Genomic DNA, 21,291 nt, shown 5'->3' with positions numbered 1-21,291 from the left:
CGTCAGGGATGCTGGAGGAATCATGAGCGAAACGCGCGCGAAGGCGTCGGACAGGGGCGCCGCCCGACACCGAGCGCGGTGGCATCCGCTACGCCGGACGCTGAGCGTGATCACGCACACAGCGAGCCAGGCGTGGGACGACTCGATCTTCGCCAAGGCGGCGACCGCGGCGTTCTGGCAGACGCTCTCGCTGCCCCCGCTCCTGCTGGGACTGCTCGGGATGCTCGGTTACGTGGGGGGATGGTTCGGGCCGGACACTGTCGACATCATCCAGTCCAAGATCATCACCTTCAGTGGAACCGTATTCAGCGACAGTGTGGTCGAGGAGATCATCCGCCCCACCGTCGGCGACGTGCTGCGTCAAGGTCGCCCGGAGATCGTCTCCCTGAGTTTCCTGCTGTCGCTGTGGGCCGGATCGTCCGCGATCTCGACGTTCGTGGACTCGATCGTGGAGGCACACGGGCAGCAGGAGGCACGCCACCCCGTCTGGCAGCGGGTGTTCGCGTTGTTGCTCTACGTTGCTTTTCTCGTCCTCGCGGTGTTCACCCTGCCGCTGGTGGCGCTGGGACCTACCCTGGTCGGCCAGGTCCTGCCCGAGGCGTGGCGCACCATCGGAACGGAAATCGTGGACACGTTCTACTACCCGGGTGTCGGATTGCTCATGATCATCGGCCTGACCACCCTGTACAAGGTGGCGCTGCCGAAGTCGCTGCCCTGGCACCGCCTGCTCGGCGGCGCACTCGTGGCGGGAGTCTTCTTCCTGGGTGCCAGCACGGGCCTGCGGCGGTACCTGAGCTGGGCGACCGGTACCGGATACACGTACGGGGCGCTCGCCGCCCCGATCGCGTTCTTGCTCTTCACGTTCTTCCTCGGTTTCGCCGTGGTTCTGGGCGCCGAGTTCAACGCAACGATTCAGGAGTTCTGGCCGGCCCGCGCGACTCGCATCGATCAGATGCGGGACTGGATCGCCGCCCAAGCCGATAGCCCCTCGGCGGGTCCGGTGACCAACCTCACCCGCCGCATCGCCACGGGACCGATCAACATCATCGGCGACCGCAAACGGCCAGCCGGAAGACATGAGGCCTCCGACGGGGACGCCACACCGGACCGTCCCCGAGACGGCAGCCCGGAAGACGGCAGCCCTGAGAGCGCCGGCCCGGAAGACGGGGTCCTACGGGACAAAACCCCCGCGTCCCCCGGTCTGCGTGAACCGTCGACGCCTCAGTCGCCCTTGCGCAACCCCTCGTAGATCTTCTTGCAATCGGGGCAGACGGGTGATCCCGGCTTCGCGGACTTGGTGACCGGGAAGACCTCACCGCACAGCGCGACGACGTGCGTGCCCATCACAGCGCTCTCGGCGATCTTGTTCTTCTTCACGTAATGGAAAAACTTCGGGGTGTCGTCATCGGTCGACTCGTCAGTGGTGACGTCGGGCCGTTCCTTTGTTTGAGTGCTCACCCCTCAATAATGCCGCAACGGCCCGAGGATCCCACCCCCACGACCCACCGTGTGCATTTGCTCCCCGACAGTGGAACAGTGGAGGCATGGCCCGAAGTGCAGGGTTCGGCGCATCAGGCGAAGCCGGCTCACCGAACAACCCGGTTCTCATCACCGAAGCGGCGCGATCCATCGAGGATCAGCACCGCGCGCGTGTCCGCAAGTACCTGATCATCATGTCGTTCCGCTTCCCCGCACTCATTTTCTCGGCGGCGGCCTACGGCATCTGGGGCAACGCCTGGATCTCCATGGCGATCATCGGTCTGTCCATCCCGTTGCCGTGGATCGCAGTCCTCATCGCGAACGACCGGCCCCCGCGCACCAAGGACGAACCGAGTCGGTACGACCATCGAGACACGACCGCTCTGCCTGCCCCGCCGCACCGAACGATCGAAGGCTGACACCGGAGCGCGACCTGCAACAATGCACCGGTGAACCGCAACACGCTGCTGTCGATCTGCGCTCCCCTGCGAGAAGCTCTCCTTCGCAACCGGTATGACACCGACACCCTGCTCGACACACTGGGTCCGGACATCCATGCCGCACTGGGCCGCAACGAGCCCGTCCCGGTCCGGCGGGCAAGCGCGAGCTGCGGTGAACTCGGAACACTGATCCGGTTGTTCCTGCTCGGCGACGACTGCCCGACCGCCGAGGTCGCGGCAGCACTCCACCCGCTGACCGTCGAGACGGCGGTCGACGCGGGTCTCCTCGAGAGCGATGCCGGTGTCGTCCGCGCGGCACTGGACCTCCGGCCCATCGATACCGGCTCCGGGAATCGGTGGGTGCTATCGGACCTCGACGGGTCGATGCGCCCCCGCGAGACTGCGGTCGATCACGTCATCGGGGTGGGCCACGCGTCTCTGTCCTTGTTGCAGGCCACCCCGGGTGCGCCCGTCGGATCTCTCCTCGACGTGGGAACGGGGTGTGGCATCCAGGCCCTGCACGGAACGACCTATGCGCAGTCCGTCACCGCGACCGACCTGAACGTCAGGGCGGTGGATCTGGCAGCCGTCACGATGGCCCTCAACGAAGAGGAGGTCGAACTGCTGACCGGGTCGTGGTTCGAGCCGGTGGAGGGCCGCACTTTCGACCAGGTCGTCGCGAATCCGCCGTTCGTCGTCAGCCGAGCGACAGTGGGCCACACGTATCGCGATTCCGGCCTCGACCTCGACGGTGCGAGCCAACTGATGATCTCCCGGTCCCCCGACTACCTGGCTCCCGGCGGCACCGCCGCGCTCCTCGCGTCCTGGGTCCACGTGGCGGGAGAGGACTGGCGGAGCCGGGTGGCGTCATGGTTGCCCGCACACGGCATCGACGCGTGGGTGGTCCAGCGGGACGTGGCCGACCCCGCCCTCTACGTGGGCACCTGGATGCGCGACGGTGGTCTGGACACGAAGGATCCCTCTGCCGCTGCGACGGCCGAGCAGTGGCTCGATCACCTCGAGAGCGCCGATGTCGAGGGAGTCGGATTCGGGTTCGTCTACCTGCGTCGGACCGACGCGCCGAGCGACCTCCTGGCCGAGGATCTCACGCACGGTTTCGACGATCCGCTGGGGGCGGAGGCGCTCGCCTACTTCGACCGGGTGGCGTGGTTGCGCGAGAACGACGTGCTCACGGCCCGCTTCCACGTGCAGGAGAGCACAGCGCTCGAGCAAGTCTTCCTCCCCGGTGAGGAGGGGTGGACTCAGGTGGTCGCACGACTGCATCGCGGGAACGGTCCCGCATGGCAGCACGAGATCGACGACCTGGTCGCCTCCCTGGTCGCGGGAATGCGGAGCGACGGTCTCGTTCTGGGAGAACTGATCGATCTCCTGGCTGCCGCCCACGACATGGTCGCCGCCGACCTCGCCGAGTCGGCGATACCGCTCGTGCACTCTCTCGTGCGGCACGGTTTGGTGCTGCCGGTGTAGCCGCTGGGGTTCCGTGCGGTTTCCCTTATACGTGTTCTCAGCAACTTCTCAGGACCGAACGCACGAAGTCGCAGGTCAGAGCCCTCCTACCGAAAAGTGTCCGGGAACTTTCCGTGCCCGTCGGAGCGTTGTTCCCTATGAGACACCACCGATGAGGAGGCAAGTCATGACAAGCCCCAGCACCACTACTCGCATTCGCCCCAGCGCCGCCGATCTGGACGCCCAGAGCCCGGCTGCCGACCTGGTCCGCGTCTACTTGAACGGGATCGGCCGCACCGCTCTGCTGACTGCCGCAGACGAGGTGGAGCTGTCCAAGCGAATCGAGGCTGGGCTGTACGCCGCGCATGTTCTCGAGACCGGCAAGCGACTGTCCCCCGCGAAGAAGCGAGACCTTGCGACCATCGTCCGCGACGGACAGTCGGCCAGGGCGCATCTGCTCGAGGCGAACCTTCGCCTCGTCGTGTCGCTGGCCAAGCGCTACACGGGCCGCGGCATGCCCTTGCTCGACCTCATCCAGGAAGGCAACCTGGGCTTGATCCGGGCGATGGAGAAGTTCGACTATTCCAAGGGTTTCAAGTTCTCGACGTATGCCACGTGGTGGATCCGTCAGGCCATCACCCGGGGCATGGCCGATCAGAGCCGCACCATCCGGCTGCCAGTGCACCTCGTCGAGCAGGTGAACAAACTCGCCCGCATCAAGCGTGAGCTGCACCAGCAACTCGGCCGTGAGGCCACCGACGACGAACTGGCGGAGGAGTCGGGCATTCCGGCCCACAAGATCGCGGATCTCCTCGACCACAGCCGCGACCCGGTAAGCCTGGATATGCCGGTCGGCAACGACGAAGAGGCTCCTCTGGGCGACTTCATCGAGGATTCGGAAGCCACGTCGGCGGAGAACGCGGTCATCGCCGGTCTTCTGCACAGCGACGTTCGCAGCGTTCTGGCCACTCTCGACGAACGCGAGCAGCAGGTGATCCGCCTGCGGTACGGACTCGACGACGGTCAGCCGCGCACCCTCGATCAGATCGGCAAGCTCTTCGGGCTCTCACGCGAGCGGGTCCGCCAGATCGAGCGTGAAGTGATGGGCAAGCTTCGTCAGGGTGATCGCGCGGAGCGGCTGCGTTCCTACGCCAGCTGATCCTTCACTCTGAACCGACTGATTTGTGTCTACCCGCCGCCGGTGCCGGTCTTCGAGACCGGCGCCGGCAGCGTCGCATCTACCGGAGCCTGCGTGGCCCCAGGTCGGCGAAACTCGGTTCCGGACCGATGCGCACCCGTGAGTCGGTGACCTGAGCTCCCTCGGCGGACGCGAGTACGGGTTCGCAGGCCAGTTCCCGTACCTCGGGGAGGTCGTCGGCGAGCGCGGAGATCCGCTGGACCAGATCGACGAGCGCCGACTTGTTCACCGGCACCGCACTCCGGTACCCCGACAGCAGCGGTGCAGCCTTCGGCGCATCGATCAGTTCGGTAGCCGCGTCTTCGGTGAGCGGCAGCACCCGGTACGCGCGGTCCCCGAGAAGGTCGGAAATCACGCCGGCGAGCCCGAACGAGATGAGTGAGCCGAACGACGGGTCGTCCTGCACGCCGACCACGCAGCCGATTCCCTTCGTCGCCATTCGCTGCACGTGAAGGAGGGGTTCACCGGACGCCGCGGCCAGGTCTCGGTACGCCAGCCGAACGGAGTCGGGGCCGACGAGGTCGAGCCGTACACCCCCGAGGTCGGGACGGTGGCGCCACTGCTCACCGGTCGCTTTCACCGCCACCGGGTAGCCGAGTTCGTCGGCCGCGGCAACAGCTTCTTCCTCGGTGGTGGCCGAGCGGAACTCCACCACCTCGACTCCGTAACACGCGAGTAGTTGCGCCGCCTCGTAATCGGACAGCCACCGCCCCGACGACGTGGACAGCCAGGTGTCCACCATCTCTTTCGCCTTCTCGGGGTCGATCCCCGCGGGTCGCACAACCTTGGATGCGGGTTTGCTCTTCCACGCGGCATACCGCCAGGCGCGCGCAAGCGCCAGCGCGGCCCGTTCCGGTCCCGGATAGGACGGAACCGAGCCACGGGTGGGATGCCCGTCCTCGCCCCGCACCGCGAGGACGTCCGGGACGCCCTCCGCTGCGAGGAACGTGGTCAGAACCGGCTTGTCGGCATCGCGGACAGCTTCCTTCAGCGCCTGGGCGAACGGCTCGACCGGTATGGCAACGGGCGGAACGAAGACCGCGATGACCGCGTCGACGTCGGCCGAGGACAGCGCCGTGCGCACGGCACTGGCGAACTCGTCCGGCCCGGCCTGCGGTCCGAGGTCGACCGGGTCGCCGACGTGCAGGCCCTCACTGCGCGCCGCGTCAGCTGCCAGTACCCCCAAGGCAGTGGAATTTCCGACCACAGCGAGCCGCGGCCCCGCAGGCAGCGGTTGATATCCGAACAGGAGGGCGCAGTCGAACAACTGGGAAATCGACCCCACCTGCACGACACCGGCCTGCTCGAACAGTGCCCGCACGATCGAATCGTCCATTTCGACGCCCGTGGCCGCCAGGGCCGGGGGAACCGCGTGCCGGCCACTCTTCACCGCGACGATCGGCTTGTTGCGGGCGACGCGGCGAGCGATGCGCGAAAACTTCCGTGGGTTGCCGAAACTTTCGAGGTAGAGCAGGACCACCTCGGTAGCAGGATCGGAATCCCAATACTGCAGGAGATCGTTACCCGAGACGTCGGCCCGGTTGCCGGCCGAGACGAACGCAGACAAGCCGATTCGACTGCGGGCGGCCTCGTCGAGGATGGCGATTCCGAGCGCACCGGACTGGCAGAAGAATCCGACGTTGCCAGGGCTCGGGAGCACGGGCGCCAGCGTGGCGTTGAGGGACACCGCGGTGTCGTTGTTGGCCACTCCGAGTGCGTTGGGCCCGATGAGTCGCATCCCGTGCGCCCGCGCCGCGTGCACGAGACGCCTCTCGGACTGCTTTCCGTCGAGCCCGGTTTCGCTGAATCCGGACGAGACCACGACGAGCGCTTTGACGCCTTTGTCGAGGCAGTCGTCCAGAACTGCGCTGATCGACTCTGCAGGGACGGCGACCACGCCGAGATCCACCTCGTCGGGAATGTCGCGGACGGTCGGGTAGGCCCGCACACCCTGGACGGAACGATGCTCGGCATTGACCGGGTACACGGGGCCGGTGAACCCGGCCCGCAGCAGGTTGGTGAGCACGGCGTGCCCGACCTTGGCACTGTCGGTGGAGGCACCGATCACTGCAACCGACCGCGGACTGAGCACGTTCCGCATACTGCGCGCCTCGGCCGCCCGCTCCCGGGAATTACGCACCGAGACCATGGCTTCGGTGGGGTCGATCGCGAACTCGAGTTTGAGCACTCCGCCCTCGTAGCTGCGACTGACCTGATAACCCGCTTCGCGGAACACCGTGACCATGTTGCGGTTCTCCGCGAGGACCTCGGCGACGAACATGGTGAGCCCGTTTTCTGCTGCGGCCCCGGCGAGATGCTCGAGGAGGATCGGCCCGAGTCCCCGTCCCTGGTGCGCGTCGGCGACGACGAATGCCACTTCCGCCGACTTGCCGTCCCCCTCACCGACGAGCCGTTCGTACCGCCCGACGGCGATGATCTCGTCGCCGAGCACCACCACGAACGCCACCCGATTCTTGTGGTCGACGGTGGTGAAGTGCACGATGTCGCGTTGGGACATGGTGGGGTACGGGCCGAAATAGCGTAGGTAGCGGGTACGTTCAGACAACTTCGCGTGAAACGCGACGAGCTTCTCGGCGTCCTCCGGCACGATCGGCCGCAGCGCCACCGCGCCGCCGTCCGCTGCCAGCACATCGACCACCCAATGATGCGGGTAGTCGTGCGCAGAATCGGGAGCGCCGTCCGTCGATTCAGTCACGAGGATCCTCCGGGTCGAGGCCGAGTAGCGGGAAGCAGGCCCGGCGGGTGGCGATGACTGCGGAGTCGATGCGGGTCAGTGCGCGGTCGACCGAAGCGTTTCCTGTTTCGGGTGTGCCCCCCGGTCCATCCCAGGGCAGGTAGGCGACCTCGCCACCGTCACCCATCGTCTCGGGTAGATCGACACTGGGTGCGAGCGCGGACGCTTGCTCGCGCCACACCTCCGGTACTGCGGTGCCGGTGTCGATCTCGCGGTCCAGGGCCGCGGCGATGAGGTGTGTCCACGACCGCGGAACCACCCGCACGAGCCCGTAGCCGCCGCCGCCCACAGCCAGCCAGCGACCCTCCGAGTACCGATCCGCAAGGTCACGCATCGCGAGGAACGCTGCACGCTGACCGTCGACCGTCAGTGACAGGTCGGCGAGCGGATCCTCACGGTGGCTGTCGACGCCACATTGGCTGATCACGATCTGCGGGCGGAACGCCGCGATCGCCCCCGGAACGATGGCGTGAAACCCTCTGAGCCACAGTGCATCCACCGTGCCCGGAAGAACCGGAAGGTTGATCGAGGTACCCTCCCCCGCCCCCTCGCCGACTTCGCTCGACCACCCGGTGTTGGGCCACAACGTCGCAGGATGCTGATGCAACGAAATGGTCAGTACACGTGGATCGCCGGCAAACGCGTGCTGGACACCGTCCCCGTGGTGCGCGTCCACGTCGATGTAGGCGATGCGGTCGAACCCGTTGTCCAGCAACCAGGAAATGGCGATGGCGACATCGTTGTACACACAGAAGCCGGACGCCCAGCCGGGCATCGCGTGGTGCATTCCCCCGCCGATGCTCACAGCCCTGCGGGTGCGCCCCGATGCGATTTCCTTGGCCGCAGCGAGAGAGCCGCCGGCGAGGATGGCGCTCGCCTCGTGCATCTGCGGAAACACCGGATTGTCCTCGGTACCGAGCCCGTACGGCGCGTCCGCGCCGAGCACGCCCGACGCTTGCGAGCGCCCGGCCTGCTTGACCGCCTCGACGTATCCGGGGGTGTGGATGCGCAGCAGATCTGCGTCGGCGGCCGCGTCGGGGCGAACCAACTCCACACCCTCGAGCGTTCCCAGCGCACGCGCGAGCGACATGGTGAGCTCGAGCCGAGTGGGATTCATCGGGTGGTCCGCACTCCACCGGTAGCTGAGATAGTCCGGACTCCACACGACTACACGGTTCGATACCACTGCAGCCGAATCCTCTCCGGAACTGAACGACGCGGTCATGAACTCACGCTACTGGTCCTCCGCAGACCGTGCGAGCAGACCCCTCCCGCGGCCCGGGGACGGCGCGAACAGACCTTTCCGGGGCCCGGCCGGGCGCGCTCCGGGAGGGAGCGCGCCGGTGAGGGCCGATGACCGGTAGAATCGGCAAGGACGAAGGGGTGTGAGTGTGAAGGATCTGGTCGACACCACGGAGATGTACCTCCGGACGATCTACGACTTGGAAGAAGAGGGCGTCGTCCCACTTCGAGCACGGATTGCCGAACGACTGGAGCAGAGCGGCCCGACGGTGAGCCAGACCGTCGCCCGGATGGAACGCGACGGCCTTCTCCTGGTCGCCGGTGACCGCCATCTGGAACTGACGGAGAAGGGGCGCGAACTTGCGGTGTCGGTCATGCGCAAGCACCGACTGGCGGAGCGCCTTCTGGTCGACATCATCGGCCTGAAGTGGGAAGAGGTCCATGCCGAGGCGTGCCGCTGGGAGCACGTCATGAGCGAAGAGGTCGAACGGCGGCTCGTGGAGGTGCTCAACAACCCCACCACGTCGCCGTACGGAAATCCGATTCCCGGACTCGCCCTGCTCGGCCTCGAACGCCCGGTGGACGCGCCGGAGACACTCATCCGTCTCACGGACGTTCCTCCCGGTAAGCCGACAGCTGTGGTCGTGCGGCGCCTCGCCGAGCACGTTCAGTCGGATCCCGATGTCATCGGTCAACTGCGTGAGGCAGGCGTGGTTCCGGACGCCCGCGTGACGGTCGAGACCAAACCGGGATCGGTGACGATCACCGTGCCCGGTCACAGCGGGTTCGACCTTTCCGAAGAGATGGCGCACGCCGTCCAGGTGAAGGTCCAGGGATAGTCGATGAAACTTCTCGTCACCGGCGGCGCCGGTTATGTCGGCAGTGTGTGCAGCACCGTGTTGCTCGAGCGGGGACACGAGGTCGTCATCATCGACGACCTGTCCACGGGCAATGCCGACGCGGTGCCGCTCGGTGCCGAGTTCATCGAAGGTGATGTCGCCGACGTCGCCGTGGATGTCCTCGGGACCAGCGGAACTCCCCGGTTCGACGGTGTGCTGCACTTCGCGGCGCAGTCGCTCGTCGGAGAGTCCGTGGAGTACCCGGAGAAGTATTGGCGCGGCAACGTCGTCACCACTCTCGAACTCCTCGAAGCCATGCGACATTCGGGAACGCGGCGGCTCGTCTTCTCCTCGACGGCCGCCACGTACGGTGAGCCGGAGCATTCGCCGATCACCGAAGCGGATCCGACCCGTCCCACGAATCCGTACGGAGCCACCAAACTCGCCATCGACCATGCCATCACGTCCTACGCAGTGGCACATTCGTTCGCCGCGACGAGCCTGCGCTATTTCAACGTGGCGGGCGCGTACAAGTCGGTCGGCGAAAACCGGGTCGTGGAAACGCATTTGATCCCTCTTGTGCTTCAGGTCGCGCTCGGCCAACGCGAGAAGATTTCGATGTTCGGAACCGACTGGCCCACGCCGGACGGGACGGCGGTGCGCGACTACATTCACGTTCTGGATTTGGCCGAGGCGCATCTGCTCGCGCTCGAGTCGTCCATCGAAGGCCGTCACAAAATCTACAACCTCGGCAGCGGTGCGGGATTCAGTGTTCGCGAGGTGATCTCGGCATGTGCCCGGGTCACCGGACTGCCCATCCCGGTGGAGGACGCGCCGCGCCGAGCCGGCGACCCAGCGATTCTCGTCGCGTCCAGTGACCGCGCCATCGCGGAACTCGGATGGCGGCCGGAACACACCGATCTCGATGAGATCGTCGCCGACGCGTGGGCCTATCTGCAACAACTCGGCGACAGGTCCCACGCGGCGCGGCGATGATGCTGTTCTCAGGTGTCGATCGGCGGCGGCAGGGTGACGCCGATCTTCCGCGCTGAGTCGTAGCCGAGACCGGCCAGTTCACGAACCGCGGCCGGCCGAAGTCCCGATTGCAAGGCGTTGTCCAGGAGCGCGGCCAATGCATGATCGGGATCGGATTCCAGTGCCGCGCAGAAGGCAACACCGGCCAGTGGTCCGTCGCCGCGTACGTACGCGCTGTACCCGAGAAGGGCTGCTGCGGTGGCCCGTTCGGGATCGGGAAGATGACGTGCCAGCAGAATCCACAGCTGTTCGGCGTCGTCGGCATATGCGCTGACGGCGAGTGCGAGAAGACTGTCGCGAACCACCAGATTGTCCAGTGCCAGGGCCAGCTCGACATACTCGTGCGCGGCCACTCCCTGCCCCGAATGCAACCGTGCGATGTGGGCCAGCACGAATTCCAATTCGCGACGATCACCTAGTCTGTCGGTGCGTCCCGCGAATTGGCCTCTCGGCGCGGCGGATTCGCGAACATCTTCGAGGAGTTCGGCGATGCGGACCCGCTCGCCAGCCGGACCTGCCTCTACGGTCGCTTCCAGATCCTCACGGGACGACCGGATTGCCCGGCCACTGACGACCTGCGCCACGGCGACATGAGAGGCCGCCGGATCCGACTGCACACCGTATCGTCCCCCACCCAGCAGTCCGAACCACCGGTTGCCGGCGCCGATGTCGGCGGTCACGAAGACATCGAGCAGTTCGGTGGACGTCCGATCCAGGAGGTCCTCGAATTCCGACACGATACTTGCCACTTCGGCCCGTGACGTGTCCGTAGGATCCGCGAATCGGTCGTCGACGAGGACGACCAGCACGCCCGTGGCCTGTTCACGCTCGCATACCACAGCGAATTGATCCACGGCCGCGTACATGGGTGCAGTCGGCGTATCACCGCCTCCGAGCACGAGATCGTGCCTCATCACGGCCCCGACCGTCGAATCATCCGTCAAACACACGGCCACAATGGACCGTTCCGGACGGAAGCCGAGGAGCGCGGGGATCGCGGCGAGGAGATCACCGGGATCGCACAGGCGGAGTTGCTCGGGTGGCAAGAAGTGTCGGCCGGTGGGGTCGGAACCGGACCTGTGTGGAAACGCGGACGTCGTCATGCACTTGACTCTGAACGCGCACCGGAGCCCCTGAATTCACCGACCAGCGACAATGGGTCGGGCTGTGGATGAGCGGCAGGTTGTGGACAAACGGGCAGCCGAGCCGGGCGAATGCGCTGTGGATCCGCGCAGGGTGTCGGAGCCGTGTGCTATCTGCCGCGCTCAGCCTGACCGAACCTTCTGCACCGCTTTCGTGAACACGTCGTCGAGCGCCGAGGTGTCCGCCGTGGCGTGTCCGAAGGACATGAATGTTGCCGACACACGGACGTCTCCTACCTGCGCGATCAACGTGAGCATCGACTGCGTGACCTTGTCGCCGTCACTGCCGGATCGAACCGTGCGGCGCAGGGCCAGCGTGTCGTCCGCTCGAATCGGCGGGGCAGGCATGATGTCGGTGGCGACGGTCGATTCGGCACCGCTGGCCGCTACGGTCATCTCACCGCAATTCGCCGTCTGCTGCTCGAGTTCGTCGAGCGGTGTGTCTGTCTTGGCGAGCTCCACCGTGATCGTCGACCGGCTCGCGTTGTCGGTGCCCACGGCCATCACCGTTCCGGTCGGCCCGTAGTCCTGGGTCGGCGGAGCACACTCCGACGGATCGACGACGGCGTCCTGGGGCACACCCGTGAGATCCGGTGCTGCCATCGACACAGCGTGCGGCGGCAGCACGATCGCCTGATATTGGGACGGGAAGTCGGACGGCTCCAACAACAGTGCCGACAAACCCTTGCCGGAGGGCACCCCGGCCGCGATGCTGCTGGAGGGTTGAGCCACACCCGGGACCTCGGACGCGCACGACGCGAGTGCCCCGGCTACCGCGGCCGCCGCAGCGACAGGAACGAGGACCGCGCTTCGACTCGTCGTACGCCGAGAACTCACCGTCGACCTCCCGTACCGCTGCTGGCGGCTCGTCAACCGAGCCTTTTCCGCCACTCTGCCAGAAGCCCGCAGTGCCCTCGGGGAGGCAGAGCGTTCAACCTCGCGCGGGCGATGTGCCCGCGGATTCGGCACCTCGGTATTCGCGTCCACGCCTTTTTCCGAGAGGAGCTGCGTTTGTCCTGGGCGTATCGTGAAAAGATGAAGACCAAATCGGTTCAATACGAGCTCGCCCGGCGATTGGCCGAGCGGGATCAACTGAACGTCGACATCCTCGAACTCGAGGGTCGGCTCGCACGAGCACAGCGCCGACTTCACGAGTTGTCCACCGAAATCGCTTCGCTGGGGCACGTCGAGCACTGAGTGCCGCCCATCCGCCCAGGTGCGCGGATGCCGTTCGCGGCGACCTGCCCACACCACGCTGGGCATGGGATCTCGCTGTGGGCGAACACGGAAACGGGGTACCCGGGAATTATCTGTTGCCTTCGAGGCGTTCCCCCGAAGCAGACCTCCGCGAAGAATGTCCGACGTATCGATGCCGGAGACGATAGGGGACACTGGAGGTCACGCACGAAGGAGATGAGGTCTGTGATGGACGAACAGTCGAAGATGTACGAGCTCGAGTTTCCCGCGCCGCAGCTGTCCTCCGCGGACGGGCAGGGACCGGTGCTGATCCACGGACTCGAAGGTTTCTCCGACGCGGGCCACGCCGTCAAACTCGCCACGACGCACCTCCGGGAGAGCCTCGAGAGCGAATTGGTCGCCTCCTTCGCGGTGGACGAACTGGTCGACTATCGCTCACGTCGCCCGACCATGACTTTCAAGTCCGACCACTTCTCGGACTACGACCAGCCGGAACTGAATCTGTATGCCCTGAAGGACACCGCGGGAACCCCCTTCCTTCTGCTGGCCGGAATGGAGCCCGACCTGCGGTGGGAACGCTTCACCACGGCGGTGCGCCTGCTGGCGGAACAACTCGGTGTCCGGCGCACGGTGGGTATCAATGCGATCCCGATGGCGATTCCGCATACTCGGCCGCTGGGAGTGACTGCTCATTCGACCAACAAGGAATTGATCAAGGACCACCAGCGCTGGGCCGGCGAACTTCAGGTACCCGGCAGCGCGTCGTCGTTGATCGAGTTACGGATGGCGCAGCACGGTCACGAATCGATCGGGTTTTCCGTTCACGTTCCGCACTACCTTGCGCAGACCGACTACCCGGGGGCGGCGGAAACCCTCCTGGAGAATGTTAGTGAGGTCACAGATCTTCAGCTGCCCCTCAACGCGCTCGGCGAGGCAGCCGCACGGGTGAAGGAACAGGTCGACGAGCACATCGCGGGTAACGAAGAGGTCCAAACCGTGGTTCATGCCCTCGAGCGTCAGTACGATGCCTACGTAACGGCTCAGGAGCAGCAGTCGAGCCTCCTGGCCAGCGAGGAAGACCTTCCGAGCGGGGACGAATTGGGGGCCGAATTCGAGCGTTTCCTTGCCGAGCAAGCGCAGCAGGACGGCCATGGAGAGCGCTCCGATGGCGATTCCGGAACAGCGGGCGGAGCCTGACGGAAACGCGGCTGTGCGGCCGCCACCCGGTGGCTGTGCGACCGCCCTGATCAGTTGTTCACCGGACGCCCGTGCAATAGCGTCGAACCGAAGCGGATGATTGAGAGGTCAACATTCGGGAAGTTCACCTAGTTCAGGAGGCGACATGAGCGACACTCGCATTCGTAAGCTCAGGCCTGTTCCCGACGCCGAAACCCGCATGATGTTTCGCACCATCCACGGATACCGTCGCGCGTTCCGCATGGCCGGTGAGGGCCCAGCCCTCCTACTGATCCATGGAATCGGGGACAACTCGTCCACCTGGACCGAGATCATCCCGCATCTGGCCCGCAACTACACAGTGATCGCACCGGACCTTCTCGGTCACGGACGCTCCGACAAGCCCCGCGCCGACTACTCCGTGGCGGCCTACGCCAACGGCATGCGCGATTTGCTCTCGACCCTCGGCATCGACAACGTCACCGTCATCGGGCACTCACTCGGTGGCGGAGTCGCCATGCAGTTCTCCTACCAGTTCCCGCAGATGGTCGACCGATTGGTCCTGGTCTCTGCCGGCGGCGTCACCAAGGACGTCCATCCTCTGCTCCGCCTCGCGTCGGTCCCGATCCTGAACGAGGCACTCAAACTGCTGCGCATTCCCGGGGCAATGCCGACGGTCCGGCTGCTCGGCAATGCGATCGGCCAGCTCAACGGAACCAGGCTCCGCCCCGGCGCGATCCTGCACGACACCCCGGACCTCGTCCGCGTGCTCGCCGAGCTCTACGACCCCACGGCGTACGAGGCATACCTACGCACGCTGCGCGCGGTCGTCGACTGGCGTGGTCAGGTGGTCACCATGCTCGACAGGTGTTACCTGACCGAGAACCTCCCGGTGCAACTCATCTGGGGCGACCAGGATGCGGTCATCCCGGTCGCTCACGCCCACCTCGCTCATGCCGCCATGCCGGGTTCACACCTCGAGATCTTTCGAGGTGCCGGTCACTTCCCGTTCCGGGACGACCCGATGCGCTTTCTGCGCACCATCGAGAAGTTCCTCGCCGGCACTCGTCCGCTGGCATTCGACGAGGCCAGATGGCGGCAGATGTTGATTTCTGGTGTCGGCGAGGGAACGATCACCGGCAGTGCGTCCACCCGAATGGCTGTTCTCGACGCCATGGGTTCCGACGAACGCAGCGCGACATAGGCGCGAGAGCGGCGCACTGCTGTACGGCTAGCCTGTAGCAGTGCTTCTTCCCGACCTTCTCCCCGAAGACGCGGATCCTGATTCCGTTTTCGACGCCTTCACCTCGTGGACCGAGGATCGAGGTCTGCGGCTCTATCCCGCCCAAGAAGAGTCGATCATGGAGCTCGTCTCCGGCGCCAATGTGATCCTGGCGACGCCCACCGGATCCGGCAAGTCGATGGTCGCGGTCGGTGCGCACTTCTTCGCCATGGCCACCGGGAAGCGCACCTTCTACACCGCCCCCATCAAGGCCCTGGTGAGCGAGAAGTTCTTCGCGCTCTGTGAGGTGTTCGGCGCGGAGAATGTCGGAATGATGACCGGTGACGCCGCCGTCAACTCCCGGGCGCCCATCATCTGCGCGACTGCAGAAATCGTCGCGAATCTCGCGCTACGGGAGGGACCCGACTCCGACATCGGGCAAGTCGTGATGGACGAGTTCCATTTCTATTCCGAGCCGGATCGTGGCTGGGCGTGGCAGGTGCCCCTCATCGAACTGCCCCACGCCCAGTTCCTGTTGATGTCGGCCACCTTAGGTGAGGTCGACTTCTTCTCCACCGACCTCACGAGGCGCACGGGCAGGCCCACCACCGTCGTCGCCGGTACAGAGCGACCCGTCCCGCTGATGTTCTCGTATGCGACCACCCCGGTGAGCGAGACCATCGAAGAACTGGTGACCACCAATCAGGCTCCGGTATACGTCGTGCACTTCACCCAGGCCGCGGCGCTCGAACGTGCCCAAGCGCTGACCAGTGTGAACTTCTGCTCCCGCGCCGAAAAAGATGCCATCGCCGAGGCACTGGGCGGCTTCCGATTCACCACCGGCTTCGGCAAGACCCTCTCCCGCCTCGTGCGGCACGGTATCGGTGTGCACCATGCGGGGATGCTGCCCAAGTACCGCAGGTTGATCGAGAAGCTGGCCCAGGACGGACTGCTCAAAGTGATCTGTGGCACCGACACACTGGGGGTGGGCATCAACGTGCCCATCCGTACCGTGCTCCTCACCGGCCTGACCAAGTTCGACGGCAGCCGCACGCGTCACCTGCGTGCGCGCGAATTCCATCAGATCGCGGGACGTGCCGGCCGCGCCGGGTACGACACCCTCGGCACCGTCGTGGTCCAGGCCCCCGAGCACGAGGTCGAGAACCTGCGGGCACTTGCCAAGGCCGGCGACGACCCGAAGAAACGTAGGAAGGTCCAGCGTAAGAAGGCGCCGGACGGATTCGTGTCGTGGAGCGAGGCCACGTTCGACCGCCTCGTCGCAGCCTCCCCCGAGCCGTTGATCTCACGGCTCTCGGTATCGAACTCCATGCTGCTCAATGTCATCGCGCGACCCGGCAATTGTTTCGCCTCGATGCGGCATCTCCTCGAGGACAACCACGAGTCGCGGCCCGCGCAGCGTAAGCACATCTTGAAGGCACTGTCGCTGTATCGCGGGTTGATCGACGCCGGCATCGTGCAGCGGCTGGACGAACCTGATGCCGATGGGCGGATGGCCCGCCTCACGATGGAACTGCAACGGGACTTCGCTCTCAACCAACCGTTGTCGACATTCGCGCTCGCGGCGCTGGAACTACTCGACGCGGAGTCGGAATCCTATGCGCTCGACGTTGTCTCGGTCATCGAGTCGACCCTCGACGACCCGCGGCAGGTACTCATGGCGCAGCAGCATGCCGCCCGCGGCGAGGCTGTGGCGCAGATGAAGGCGGACGGAATCGAGTACGACGAGCGCATGGAACTCCTCGAGGAGGTCACGTGGCCGAAGCCGTTGTCCGATGTACTGTTCCCGGCGTTCGAGATGTATCGCGGTGGGCATCCGTGGATTTCGGAGTTTGCGCTGTCACCCAAGTCGGTGGTCCGCGATATGGTCGAGCGGGCAATGACCTTCGCCGAGCTCGTCAGCCACTACGGACTGGCACGGTCCGAGGGACTGGTCCTGCGCTACCTCGCCGACGCCTATCGCGCCTTGCGGCAGACGGTTCCGACGGAAGCCCGGACGGAAGAACTCGACGATCTCATCGAGTGGCTGGGTGAACTCATCCGCCAGGTGGATTCCAGCCTGCTCGACGAGTGGGAATCACTTACCGATCCGGGCGCGGAAGGTGACGTTCAGCAGGTCGCGTTCGGCGCCGACGTCCCACGACCCATTTCTGCCAACGAACGTGCCTTCCGAGTGATGGTGCGCAATGCGATGTTCCGGCGCATCGAGCTGGCGTCACGGCGACGGTGGTCCGAGCTCGAGGCGCTCGGCGACGGCATCGACGCGTACGAGTGGGAAGAACAGCTCCTCCCCTACTTCGACGAGTACTCCACCGTGGGCACCGGACCCTCCGCGCGTGGACCCCAGCTCTTCCAGGTAGAGGTGGCCCCCGAGTTCTGGCGCGTGCGTCAGGTCCTCGAGGACCCGCAGGGCGATCACGGCTGGGCCTTGACCGCCGTCGTCGATCTCCCCGAGTCCGATGCCGCCGGAGAAGTGGTGTTCGACGAACTCAGCATCGTCGAGGGCTAGCGGTTCACGAACGTTGTTTCCGGGGCTGATCGCGTCGTGCCGCCTTCTTCTCCTTGATACGCACGGCCTCCTGCCGAACCTCGGCCTGGGTGGCGCGCTCCTGTTGCAACCACTCCGGCCGATCCGCCATGAGGCTGTCGATCTCCTCGGTGGTGAGGGCCTCGGTGACCCCGCCACGCGCCAGGCCCGCGATGGAGACCCCCAGCTTCGCCGCGACCACGGAACGCGGGTGCGGGCCGTTGCGCCGCAGTTCGAGCAACCACTCGGGCGGATCGGACTGCAGCGCGGTGAGCTCGTCGCGGGACACGACACCCTCCTGGAACTCGGCAGGTGTGGCTTCGAGGTACACACCCAGCTTCTTCGCCGCGGTTGCCGGCTTCATCGTCTGAGTGCTCTTGTGCGACGTCATGGTGCCAAGAGTAACGAGGATGCGCAGTGGTTCCGACCACGGCCGGTAGCCTGACGGAGTGACAGACGCGGTAGTGCCCCCTTCGTTCCGCCTTGCGTACGTCCCGGGGGTGACACCCACCAAGTGGATCCGGATCTGGAACGAGCGGATGCCGGACGTACCCCTCACCCTGATTGCGCTGTCCGCGGCCGACGCGCCGGCAGCTCTGCGAGACGGCGAGGTCGACGCCGGGCTCGTCCGGGTGCCGATCGACGGGGAAGGCCTCAGCGCCATCCCCCTCTATGCCGAGACCCCCGTCGTCGTCATCCCCCGAGAGCATGTGGTGGCAGCGGTGGACGAGATCGCCGTGGAGGACCTTGCGGACGACGTCGTGCTGCATCCCCTCGACGACATTCTCGAATGGGCAGAATTGCCCGGAGTACCGGCGAAGGAGCGTCCGGCCACGACGGCGGATGCGATCGAGCTGGTGGCGGCCGGAGTGGGCCTCGTGGTCGTACCGCAGTCGCTGGCCCGGCTTCATCACCGTAAGGATCTGACGTTCCGGCCGGTGACCGACGGCCCCGAGTCGCGGATCGCACTGTCGTGGCCCGAGGATCGGAAAACGGAACTGGTCGAGGAGTTCATCGGAATCGTGCGCGGGCGCACGGTCAACAGTTCGCGAGGGCGTCCACCGGCCGAGCCGGTGAAGAAGAAACGTCCGGAACCCGGCGCTACGCGGCAGCAGCGGGCAGCCGGGAACAAGAATGCCCGTGGAGGTTCGGGGAAGCGCGGTGGCAGCCGCGGGAAACCTCGCCGCCGGTCGTGAGTTCGCGGCGCGGGCTCAGTCCCGAGCTGTGAGCCGCCGCCGGCGGCTCAGTGCGAAGTAGTGACCGGGGCCGAGTTCGTGAGCAGGGCCGCCAGCTGCCCGTAATCTTCGGCGCGCGCACTCGACGAGCGGAAGACGAGTCCGATCATCCGGCCCGGAGCCGGGGCGGCAAAGCGTGCGGTGGCCAAGGGGCCGCGCCCGATCTCTACCCGCACGGCACACTCGGGGACCAGCGTCACGCCGAGCCCGCCTGCAACGCACTGGACCACCGTCGACAGCGACGTCGCGCGGGTGTCGCCCGCCATGGGCTGGACATCCGCCGATCTGCAGAGATCGAGGGTCTGGTCCCGCAAACAGTGACCTTCGTCGAGGAGCAGGAGCGGCAACGCGCCCAGCACCGAGGGCGAGATACCCGTATGTCCGGCCAGCTCATGCCCTTCGGGCACGACCATCACGAAGTCTTCTGTGTACAGCGGTATTTCGGTGAGCCCGGCCGCGCCGCTGGGCAGTGCCATCACCGCGACGTCGAGCGTGCCGGTGCGCAGTGATTCGAGAAGGCGCGCAGTCTGATCCTCGATCACCTGTGGTTCCAGAGCGGGCATGTCCTGCCGGAGGGCCGGCAGCAATGCGGGCAACACGTACGGAGCCACAGTGGGGATCAGTCCGATCCGCAGCGGTCCGGTGAGTCGCTCCCCCACGCCCGCCGCCGTCGCGACGAAACCATCGGTGGCTTCGAGGATGACCTTCGCCTGGCCGAGCAGTCTCTCACCGGCTGTGGTCACGAGGACGCGGCGAGTACTTCGCTCGATCAGCTGTACGCCGAGGCCGCTTTCGAGGGCGGCGAGGGACTGGGAGAGTGTGGGTTGGCTCACACTCAAACGTGTAGCCGCAGTGCCGAAATGGCGATGTTCGGCCACCGCGACGAACGCACGCAGCTGCGACAGTGTGGGTTGATAACTCTGATCAGCCATGCCTATCAGTGTAGAGACATCTATCGGCTTTACCTTTCAGCCAGTTTCGTGCAGAATGGAATCACACCAGAAAACGCGGGTGCACGACCTTCGTGCCACCCGCTTCCGGTACCGAAACCCTCAACTGCGCCTTCGGGTGTGGTTGCACTGCGTTCGACGTGTTCACAAGACAAGTAGGAGGACGAATATGGCTCTGCTCACCATCGGCGATCAGTTCCCCGCGTACAACCTGAAAGCCGTCATCGGCGGTGACCTCTCCAAGGTCGACGCCCAGCAGCCCGACGACTACTTCACCACGATCACCAGCGACGACCACGCCGGCAAGTGGCGGATCGTCTTCTTCTGGCCCAAGGACTTCACGTTCGTGTGCCCCACCGAGATCGCCGCATTCGGCAAGCTGAACGACGAGTTCGCCGACCGCGACGCGCAGGTGCTCGGTGCGTCCGTCGACAACGAGTTCGTCCACTTCCAGTGGCGTGCCCAGCACGAGGACCTGAAGACCCTTCCCTTCCCGATCCTTTCGGACCTCAAGCGTGAACTGGTCGAGGCCACCGGCGTTCTCAACGCCGACGGTGTCGCCGACCGCGCCACCTTCATCGTCGACCCCAACAACGAGGTCCAGTTCGTCTCCGTCACCGCCGGTTCCGTGGGCCGCAACGTAGACGAGGTCCTTCGTGTCCTCGACGCCCTGCAGTCCGACGAGCTGTGCGCCTGCAACTGGAAGAAGGGCGATCCGACGATCGACGCCGGCGAACTGCTGACTGCGAGCGTCTGAGTCATGACTGTAGAGAATCTGAAGAACTCACTCCCCGAATACGCCAAGGACCTCAAGCTCAACCTGAGTTCCATCGCGCGCAGTACCGTGCTGAACGAGCAGCAGCTGTGGGGCACCCTCCTCGCCACCGCAGCTGCCACCAAGTCGGCGACCACCTTGAAGGAGATCGCCGAAGAGGCGGCCGACTCGCTGTCGGCCGAGGCCTACAACGCAGCTCTGGGTGCCGCGTCGATCATGGGCATGAACAACGTCTTCTACCGCACCAAGGGCTACCTTGACGGTAAGTACGACGATCTCCGTGCGGGCCTGCGGATGAACATCATCGGCAACCCGGGTGTCGACAAGGCCGATTTCGAGCTGTGGTCGCTCGCGGTCTCCGCGATCAACGGCTGCAACCACTGCCTCGAAGCCCACGAGAACACCCTCCGGCAGGAAGGCGTCGACCGTGAGGTGATCTTCGAAGCGATCCGCGCCGGTTCGATCGTCGCGGGTGTCGCTCAGGCCGTCGAGGCCAACGAGACCCTCGCCACCGCGAGCGTCTGACACCTCGCAGAGGTACTCCCGAAGGGCCCCGCTCGCGTACTGCGCATGCGGGGCCCTTCGTCGCTCATC

At 65.7% G+C, this 21,291-nt stretch carries 20 protein-coding genes; 13 read left to right on the top strand and 7 right to left on the bottom strand.

The genetic code is table 11. From position 1 onward, the window contains the following. Positions 1–22 precede the first annotated feature (22 nt). The gene (locus tag ACH49N_RS02035) at positions 23–1,249 is read left to right on the top strand and encodes a YihY/virulence factor BrkB family protein (protein ID WP_358270366.1); all 1,227 of its coding nucleotides are present in this window, start codon (positions 23–25) and stop codon (positions 1,247–1,249) included. Here the strand turns inward: ACH49N_RS02035 and ACH49N_RS02030 are convergent. Then, complete coding sequence (locus ACH49N_RS02030; RefSeq protein ID WP_005240826.1) at positions 1,222–1,458, bottom strand: DUF3039 domain-containing protein; 237 nt, start codon at positions 1,456–1,458, stop codon at positions 1,222–1,224. The genes ACH49N_RS02035 and ACH49N_RS02030 overlap by 28 nt on opposite strands. Positions 1,459–1,544: 86 nt before the next feature. Here ACH49N_RS02030 and ACH49N_RS02025 point away from each other — a divergent pair, with 86 nt between their 5' ends. The 3 genes from ACH49N_RS02025 to ACH49N_RS02015 all read left to right on the top strand — a co-directional run bounded on the left by ACH49N_RS02025 (position 1,545) and on the right by ACH49N_RS02015 (position 4,545). After that, positions 1,545–1,898: a DUF3099 domain-containing protein gene (locus ACH49N_RS02025; protein ID WP_109330675.1), complete on the top strand. Its 354-nt coding sequence runs from the start codon at positions 1,545–1,547 to the stop codon at positions 1,896–1,898. Positions 1,899–1,928: 30 nt separating this feature from the next. Then, positions 1,929–3,407 (top strand): methyltransferase, encoded by a 1,479-nt coding sequence (locus ACH49N_RS02020; RefSeq protein WP_358270369.1) that lies wholly within the window; start codon positions 1,929–1,931, stop codon positions 3,405–3,407. A 166-nt stretch (positions 3,408–3,573) separates the two neighbouring features. Further along, complete coding sequence (locus ACH49N_RS02015; protein WP_109330679.1) at positions 3,574–4,545, top strand: sigma-70 family RNA polymerase sigma factor; 972 nt, start codon at positions 3,574–3,576, stop codon at positions 4,543–4,545. Between the two features lie 79 nt (positions 4,546–4,624). Here the strand turns inward: ACH49N_RS02015 and ACH49N_RS02010 are convergent, their stop codons facing one another. Continuing rightward, positions 4,625–7,300, bottom strand: a complete 2,676-nt coding sequence (locus ACH49N_RS02010) for a GNAT family N-acetyltransferase (RefSeq protein WP_317764598.1) — start codon at positions 7,298–7,300, stop codon at positions 4,625–4,627. Beyond that, a complete protein-coding gene (locus ACH49N_RS02005) occupies positions 7,293–8,564 on the bottom strand; it encodes an acetoin utilization protein AcuC (RefSeq protein WP_358270372.1) in 1,272 nt (423 codons plus the stop codon). The genes ACH49N_RS02010 and ACH49N_RS02005 overlap by 8 nt, the downstream gene beginning before the upstream one ends. 166 nt (positions 8,565–8,730) lie before the next feature. Between ACH49N_RS02005 and ACH49N_RS02000 the strand changes: the two genes are divergently transcribed. Both ACH49N_RS02000 and galE read left to right on the top strand, forming a co-directional pair. Continuing rightward, entirely contained in the window at positions 8,731–9,420 is a 690-nt protein-coding gene (locus tag ACH49N_RS02000) for a metal-dependent transcriptional regulator (RefSeq protein ID WP_109335161.1), read from the top strand. 3 nt (positions 9,421–9,423) lie between these two features. Next, a complete protein-coding gene (gene galE / locus ACH49N_RS01995) occupies positions 9,424–10,416 on the top strand; it encodes a UDP-glucose 4-epimerase GalE (protein ID WP_358270374.1) in 993 nt (330 codons plus the stop codon). Positions 10,417–10,424: 8 nt separating this feature from the next. Here galE and ACH49N_RS01990 read toward each other — a convergent pair whose 3' ends face one another. Together ACH49N_RS01990 and ACH49N_RS01985 are read right to left on the bottom strand one after the other, a co-directional pair. Continuing rightward, complete coding sequence (locus tag ACH49N_RS01990; protein WP_358270376.1) at positions 10,425–11,558, bottom strand: DUF4192 domain-containing protein; 1,134 nt, start codon at positions 11,556–11,558, stop codon at positions 10,425–10,427. A 162-nt stretch (positions 11,559–11,720) separates the two neighbouring features. After that, positions 11,721–12,434, bottom strand: a complete 714-nt coding sequence (locus tag ACH49N_RS01985; RefSeq protein WP_358270378.1) for a DUF5642 family protein — start codon at positions 12,432–12,434, stop codon at positions 11,721–11,723. 198 nt (positions 12,435–12,632) lie between these two features. On the opposite strand from ACH49N_RS01985, the gene ACH49N_RS01980 reads away from it, so the two are divergent. From ACH49N_RS01980 to ACH49N_RS01965, 4 genes are all read left to right on the top strand, one after another. After that, positions 12,633–12,794, top strand: a complete 162-nt coding sequence (locus tag ACH49N_RS01980; RefSeq protein ID WP_159926358.1) for a hypothetical protein — start codon at positions 12,633–12,635, stop codon at positions 12,792–12,794. Between the two features lie 228 nt (positions 12,795–13,022). Then, on the top strand, positions 13,023–13,991 hold the full coding sequence (locus tag ACH49N_RS01975; RefSeq protein ID WP_250763766.1) for a proteasome assembly chaperone family protein: 969 nt from the start codon (positions 13,023–13,025) through the stop codon (positions 13,989–13,991). A gap of 145 nt (positions 13,992–14,136) precedes the next feature. Continuing rightward, positions 14,137–15,174, top strand: a complete 1,038-nt coding sequence (locus ACH49N_RS01970; RefSeq protein ID WP_358270381.1) for an alpha/beta hydrolase — start codon at positions 14,137–14,139, stop codon at positions 15,172–15,174. A 40-nt stretch (positions 15,175–15,214) separates the two neighbouring features. Further along, complete coding sequence (locus tag ACH49N_RS01965) at positions 15,215–17,719, top strand: DUF3516 domain-containing protein (protein ID WP_358270383.1); 2,505 nt, start codon at positions 15,215–15,217, stop codon at positions 17,717–17,719. A 4-nt stretch (positions 17,720–17,723) separates the two neighbouring features. On the opposite strand, the gene ACH49N_RS01960 is transcribed toward ACH49N_RS01965, so the two are convergent. Continuing rightward, complete coding sequence (locus ACH49N_RS01960) at positions 17,724–18,128, bottom strand: DUF5997 family protein (protein ID WP_358270385.1); 405 nt, start codon at positions 18,126–18,128, stop codon at positions 17,724–17,726. A gap of 58 nt (positions 18,129–18,186) precedes the next feature. Here ACH49N_RS01960 and ACH49N_RS01955 point away from each other — a divergent pair, with 58 nt between their 5' ends. Then, entirely contained in the window at positions 18,187–18,933 is a 747-nt protein-coding gene (locus ACH49N_RS01955; protein WP_159926352.1) for a LysR substrate-binding domain-containing protein, read from the top strand. A gap of 47 nt (positions 18,934–18,980) precedes the next feature. Here ACH49N_RS01955 and ACH49N_RS01950 read toward each other — a convergent pair whose 3' ends face one another. After that, a complete protein-coding gene (locus tag ACH49N_RS01950; RefSeq protein WP_358270387.1) occupies positions 18,981–19,904 on the bottom strand; it encodes a hydrogen peroxide-inducible genes activator in 924 nt (307 codons plus the stop codon). A gap of 187 nt (positions 19,905–20,091) precedes the next feature. On the opposite strand from ACH49N_RS01950, the gene ACH49N_RS01945 reads away from it, so the two are divergent. Next, positions 20,092–20,679 carry a peroxiredoxin gene (locus ACH49N_RS01945; protein WP_109330702.1) on the top strand — a complete coding sequence of 196 codons (588 nt, stop codon included), beginning with the start codon at positions 20,092–20,094 and terminating at the stop codon, positions 20,677–20,679. Between the two features lie 3 nt (positions 20,680–20,682). Then, positions 20,683–21,222, top strand: coding sequence for a carboxymuconolactone decarboxylase family protein (locus ACH49N_RS01940; RefSeq protein WP_109330704.1), 540 nt, complete (start codon positions 20,683–20,685; stop codon positions 21,220–21,222). The last annotated feature ends 69 nt before the right edge of the window (positions 21,223–21,291 follow it).

It is taken from the genome of Rhodococcus sp. NPDC019647 (assembly GCF_044389235.1).
GTDB lineage: Bacteria > Actinomycetota > Actinomycetes > Mycobacteriales > Mycobacteriaceae > Rhodococcus_F > Rhodococcus_F oxybenzonivorans.
Note: the sequence above shows the minus strand (reverse complement) of the source record. Positions and strands in the feature narration are given on the sequence as shown.

What these genes read in the sequence shown, in the direction of transcription:
- ACH49N_RS02035 (WP_358270366.1), top strand. Translation starts at nt 23, where the DNA reads ATGAGCGAAACGCGCGCGAAGGCGTCGGACAGGGGCGCCGCCCGACAC.
- ACH49N_RS02025 (WP_109330675.1), top strand. Translation starts at nt 1,545, where the DNA reads ATGGCCCGAAGTGCAGGGTTCGGCGCATCAGGCGAAGCCGGCTCACCG.
- ACH49N_RS02015 (WP_109330679.1), top strand. Translation starts at nt 3,574, where the DNA reads ATGACAAGCCCCAGCACCACTACTCGCATTCGCCCCAGCGCCGCCGAT.
- ACH49N_RS02005 (WP_358270372.1), bottom strand. Translation starts at nt 8,564, where the DNA reads ATGACCGCGTCGTTCAGTTCCGGAGAGGATTCGGCTGCAGTGGTATCG.
- galE (WP_358270374.1), top strand. Translation starts at nt 9,424, where the DNA reads ATGAAACTTCTCGTCACCGGCGGCGCCGGTTATGTCGGCAGTGTGTGC.
- ACH49N_RS01990 (WP_358270376.1), bottom strand. Translation starts at nt 11,558, where the DNA reads ATGACGACGTCCGCGTTTCCACACAGGTCCGGTTCCGACCCCACCGGC.
- ACH49N_RS01980 (WP_159926358.1), top strand. Translation starts at nt 12,633, where the DNA reads ATGAAGACCAAATCGGTTCAATACGAGCTCGCCCGGCGATTGGCCGAG.
- ACH49N_RS01975 (WP_250763766.1), top strand. Translation starts at nt 13,023, where the DNA reads ATGGACGAACAGTCGAAGATGTACGAGCTCGAGTTTCCCGCGCCGCAG.
- ACH49N_RS01970 (WP_358270381.1), top strand. Translation starts at nt 14,137, where the DNA reads ATGAGCGACACTCGCATTCGTAAGCTCAGGCCTGTTCCCGACGCCGAA.
- ACH49N_RS01960 (WP_358270385.1), bottom strand. Translation starts at nt 18,128, where the DNA reads ATGACGTCGCACAAGAGCACTCAGACGATGAAGCCGGCAACCGCGGCG.
- ACH49N_RS01950 (WP_358270387.1), bottom strand. Translation starts at nt 19,904, where the DNA reads ATGGCTGATCAGAGTTATCAACCCACACTGTCGCAGCTGCGTGCGTTC.
- ACH49N_RS01945 (WP_109330702.1), top strand. Translation starts at nt 20,092, where the DNA reads ATGGCTCTGCTCACCATCGGCGATCAGTTCCCCGCGTACAACCTGAAA.
- ACH49N_RS01940 (WP_109330704.1), top strand. Translation starts at nt 20,683, where the DNA reads ATGACTGTAGAGAATCTGAAGAACTCACTCCCCGAATACGCCAAGGAC.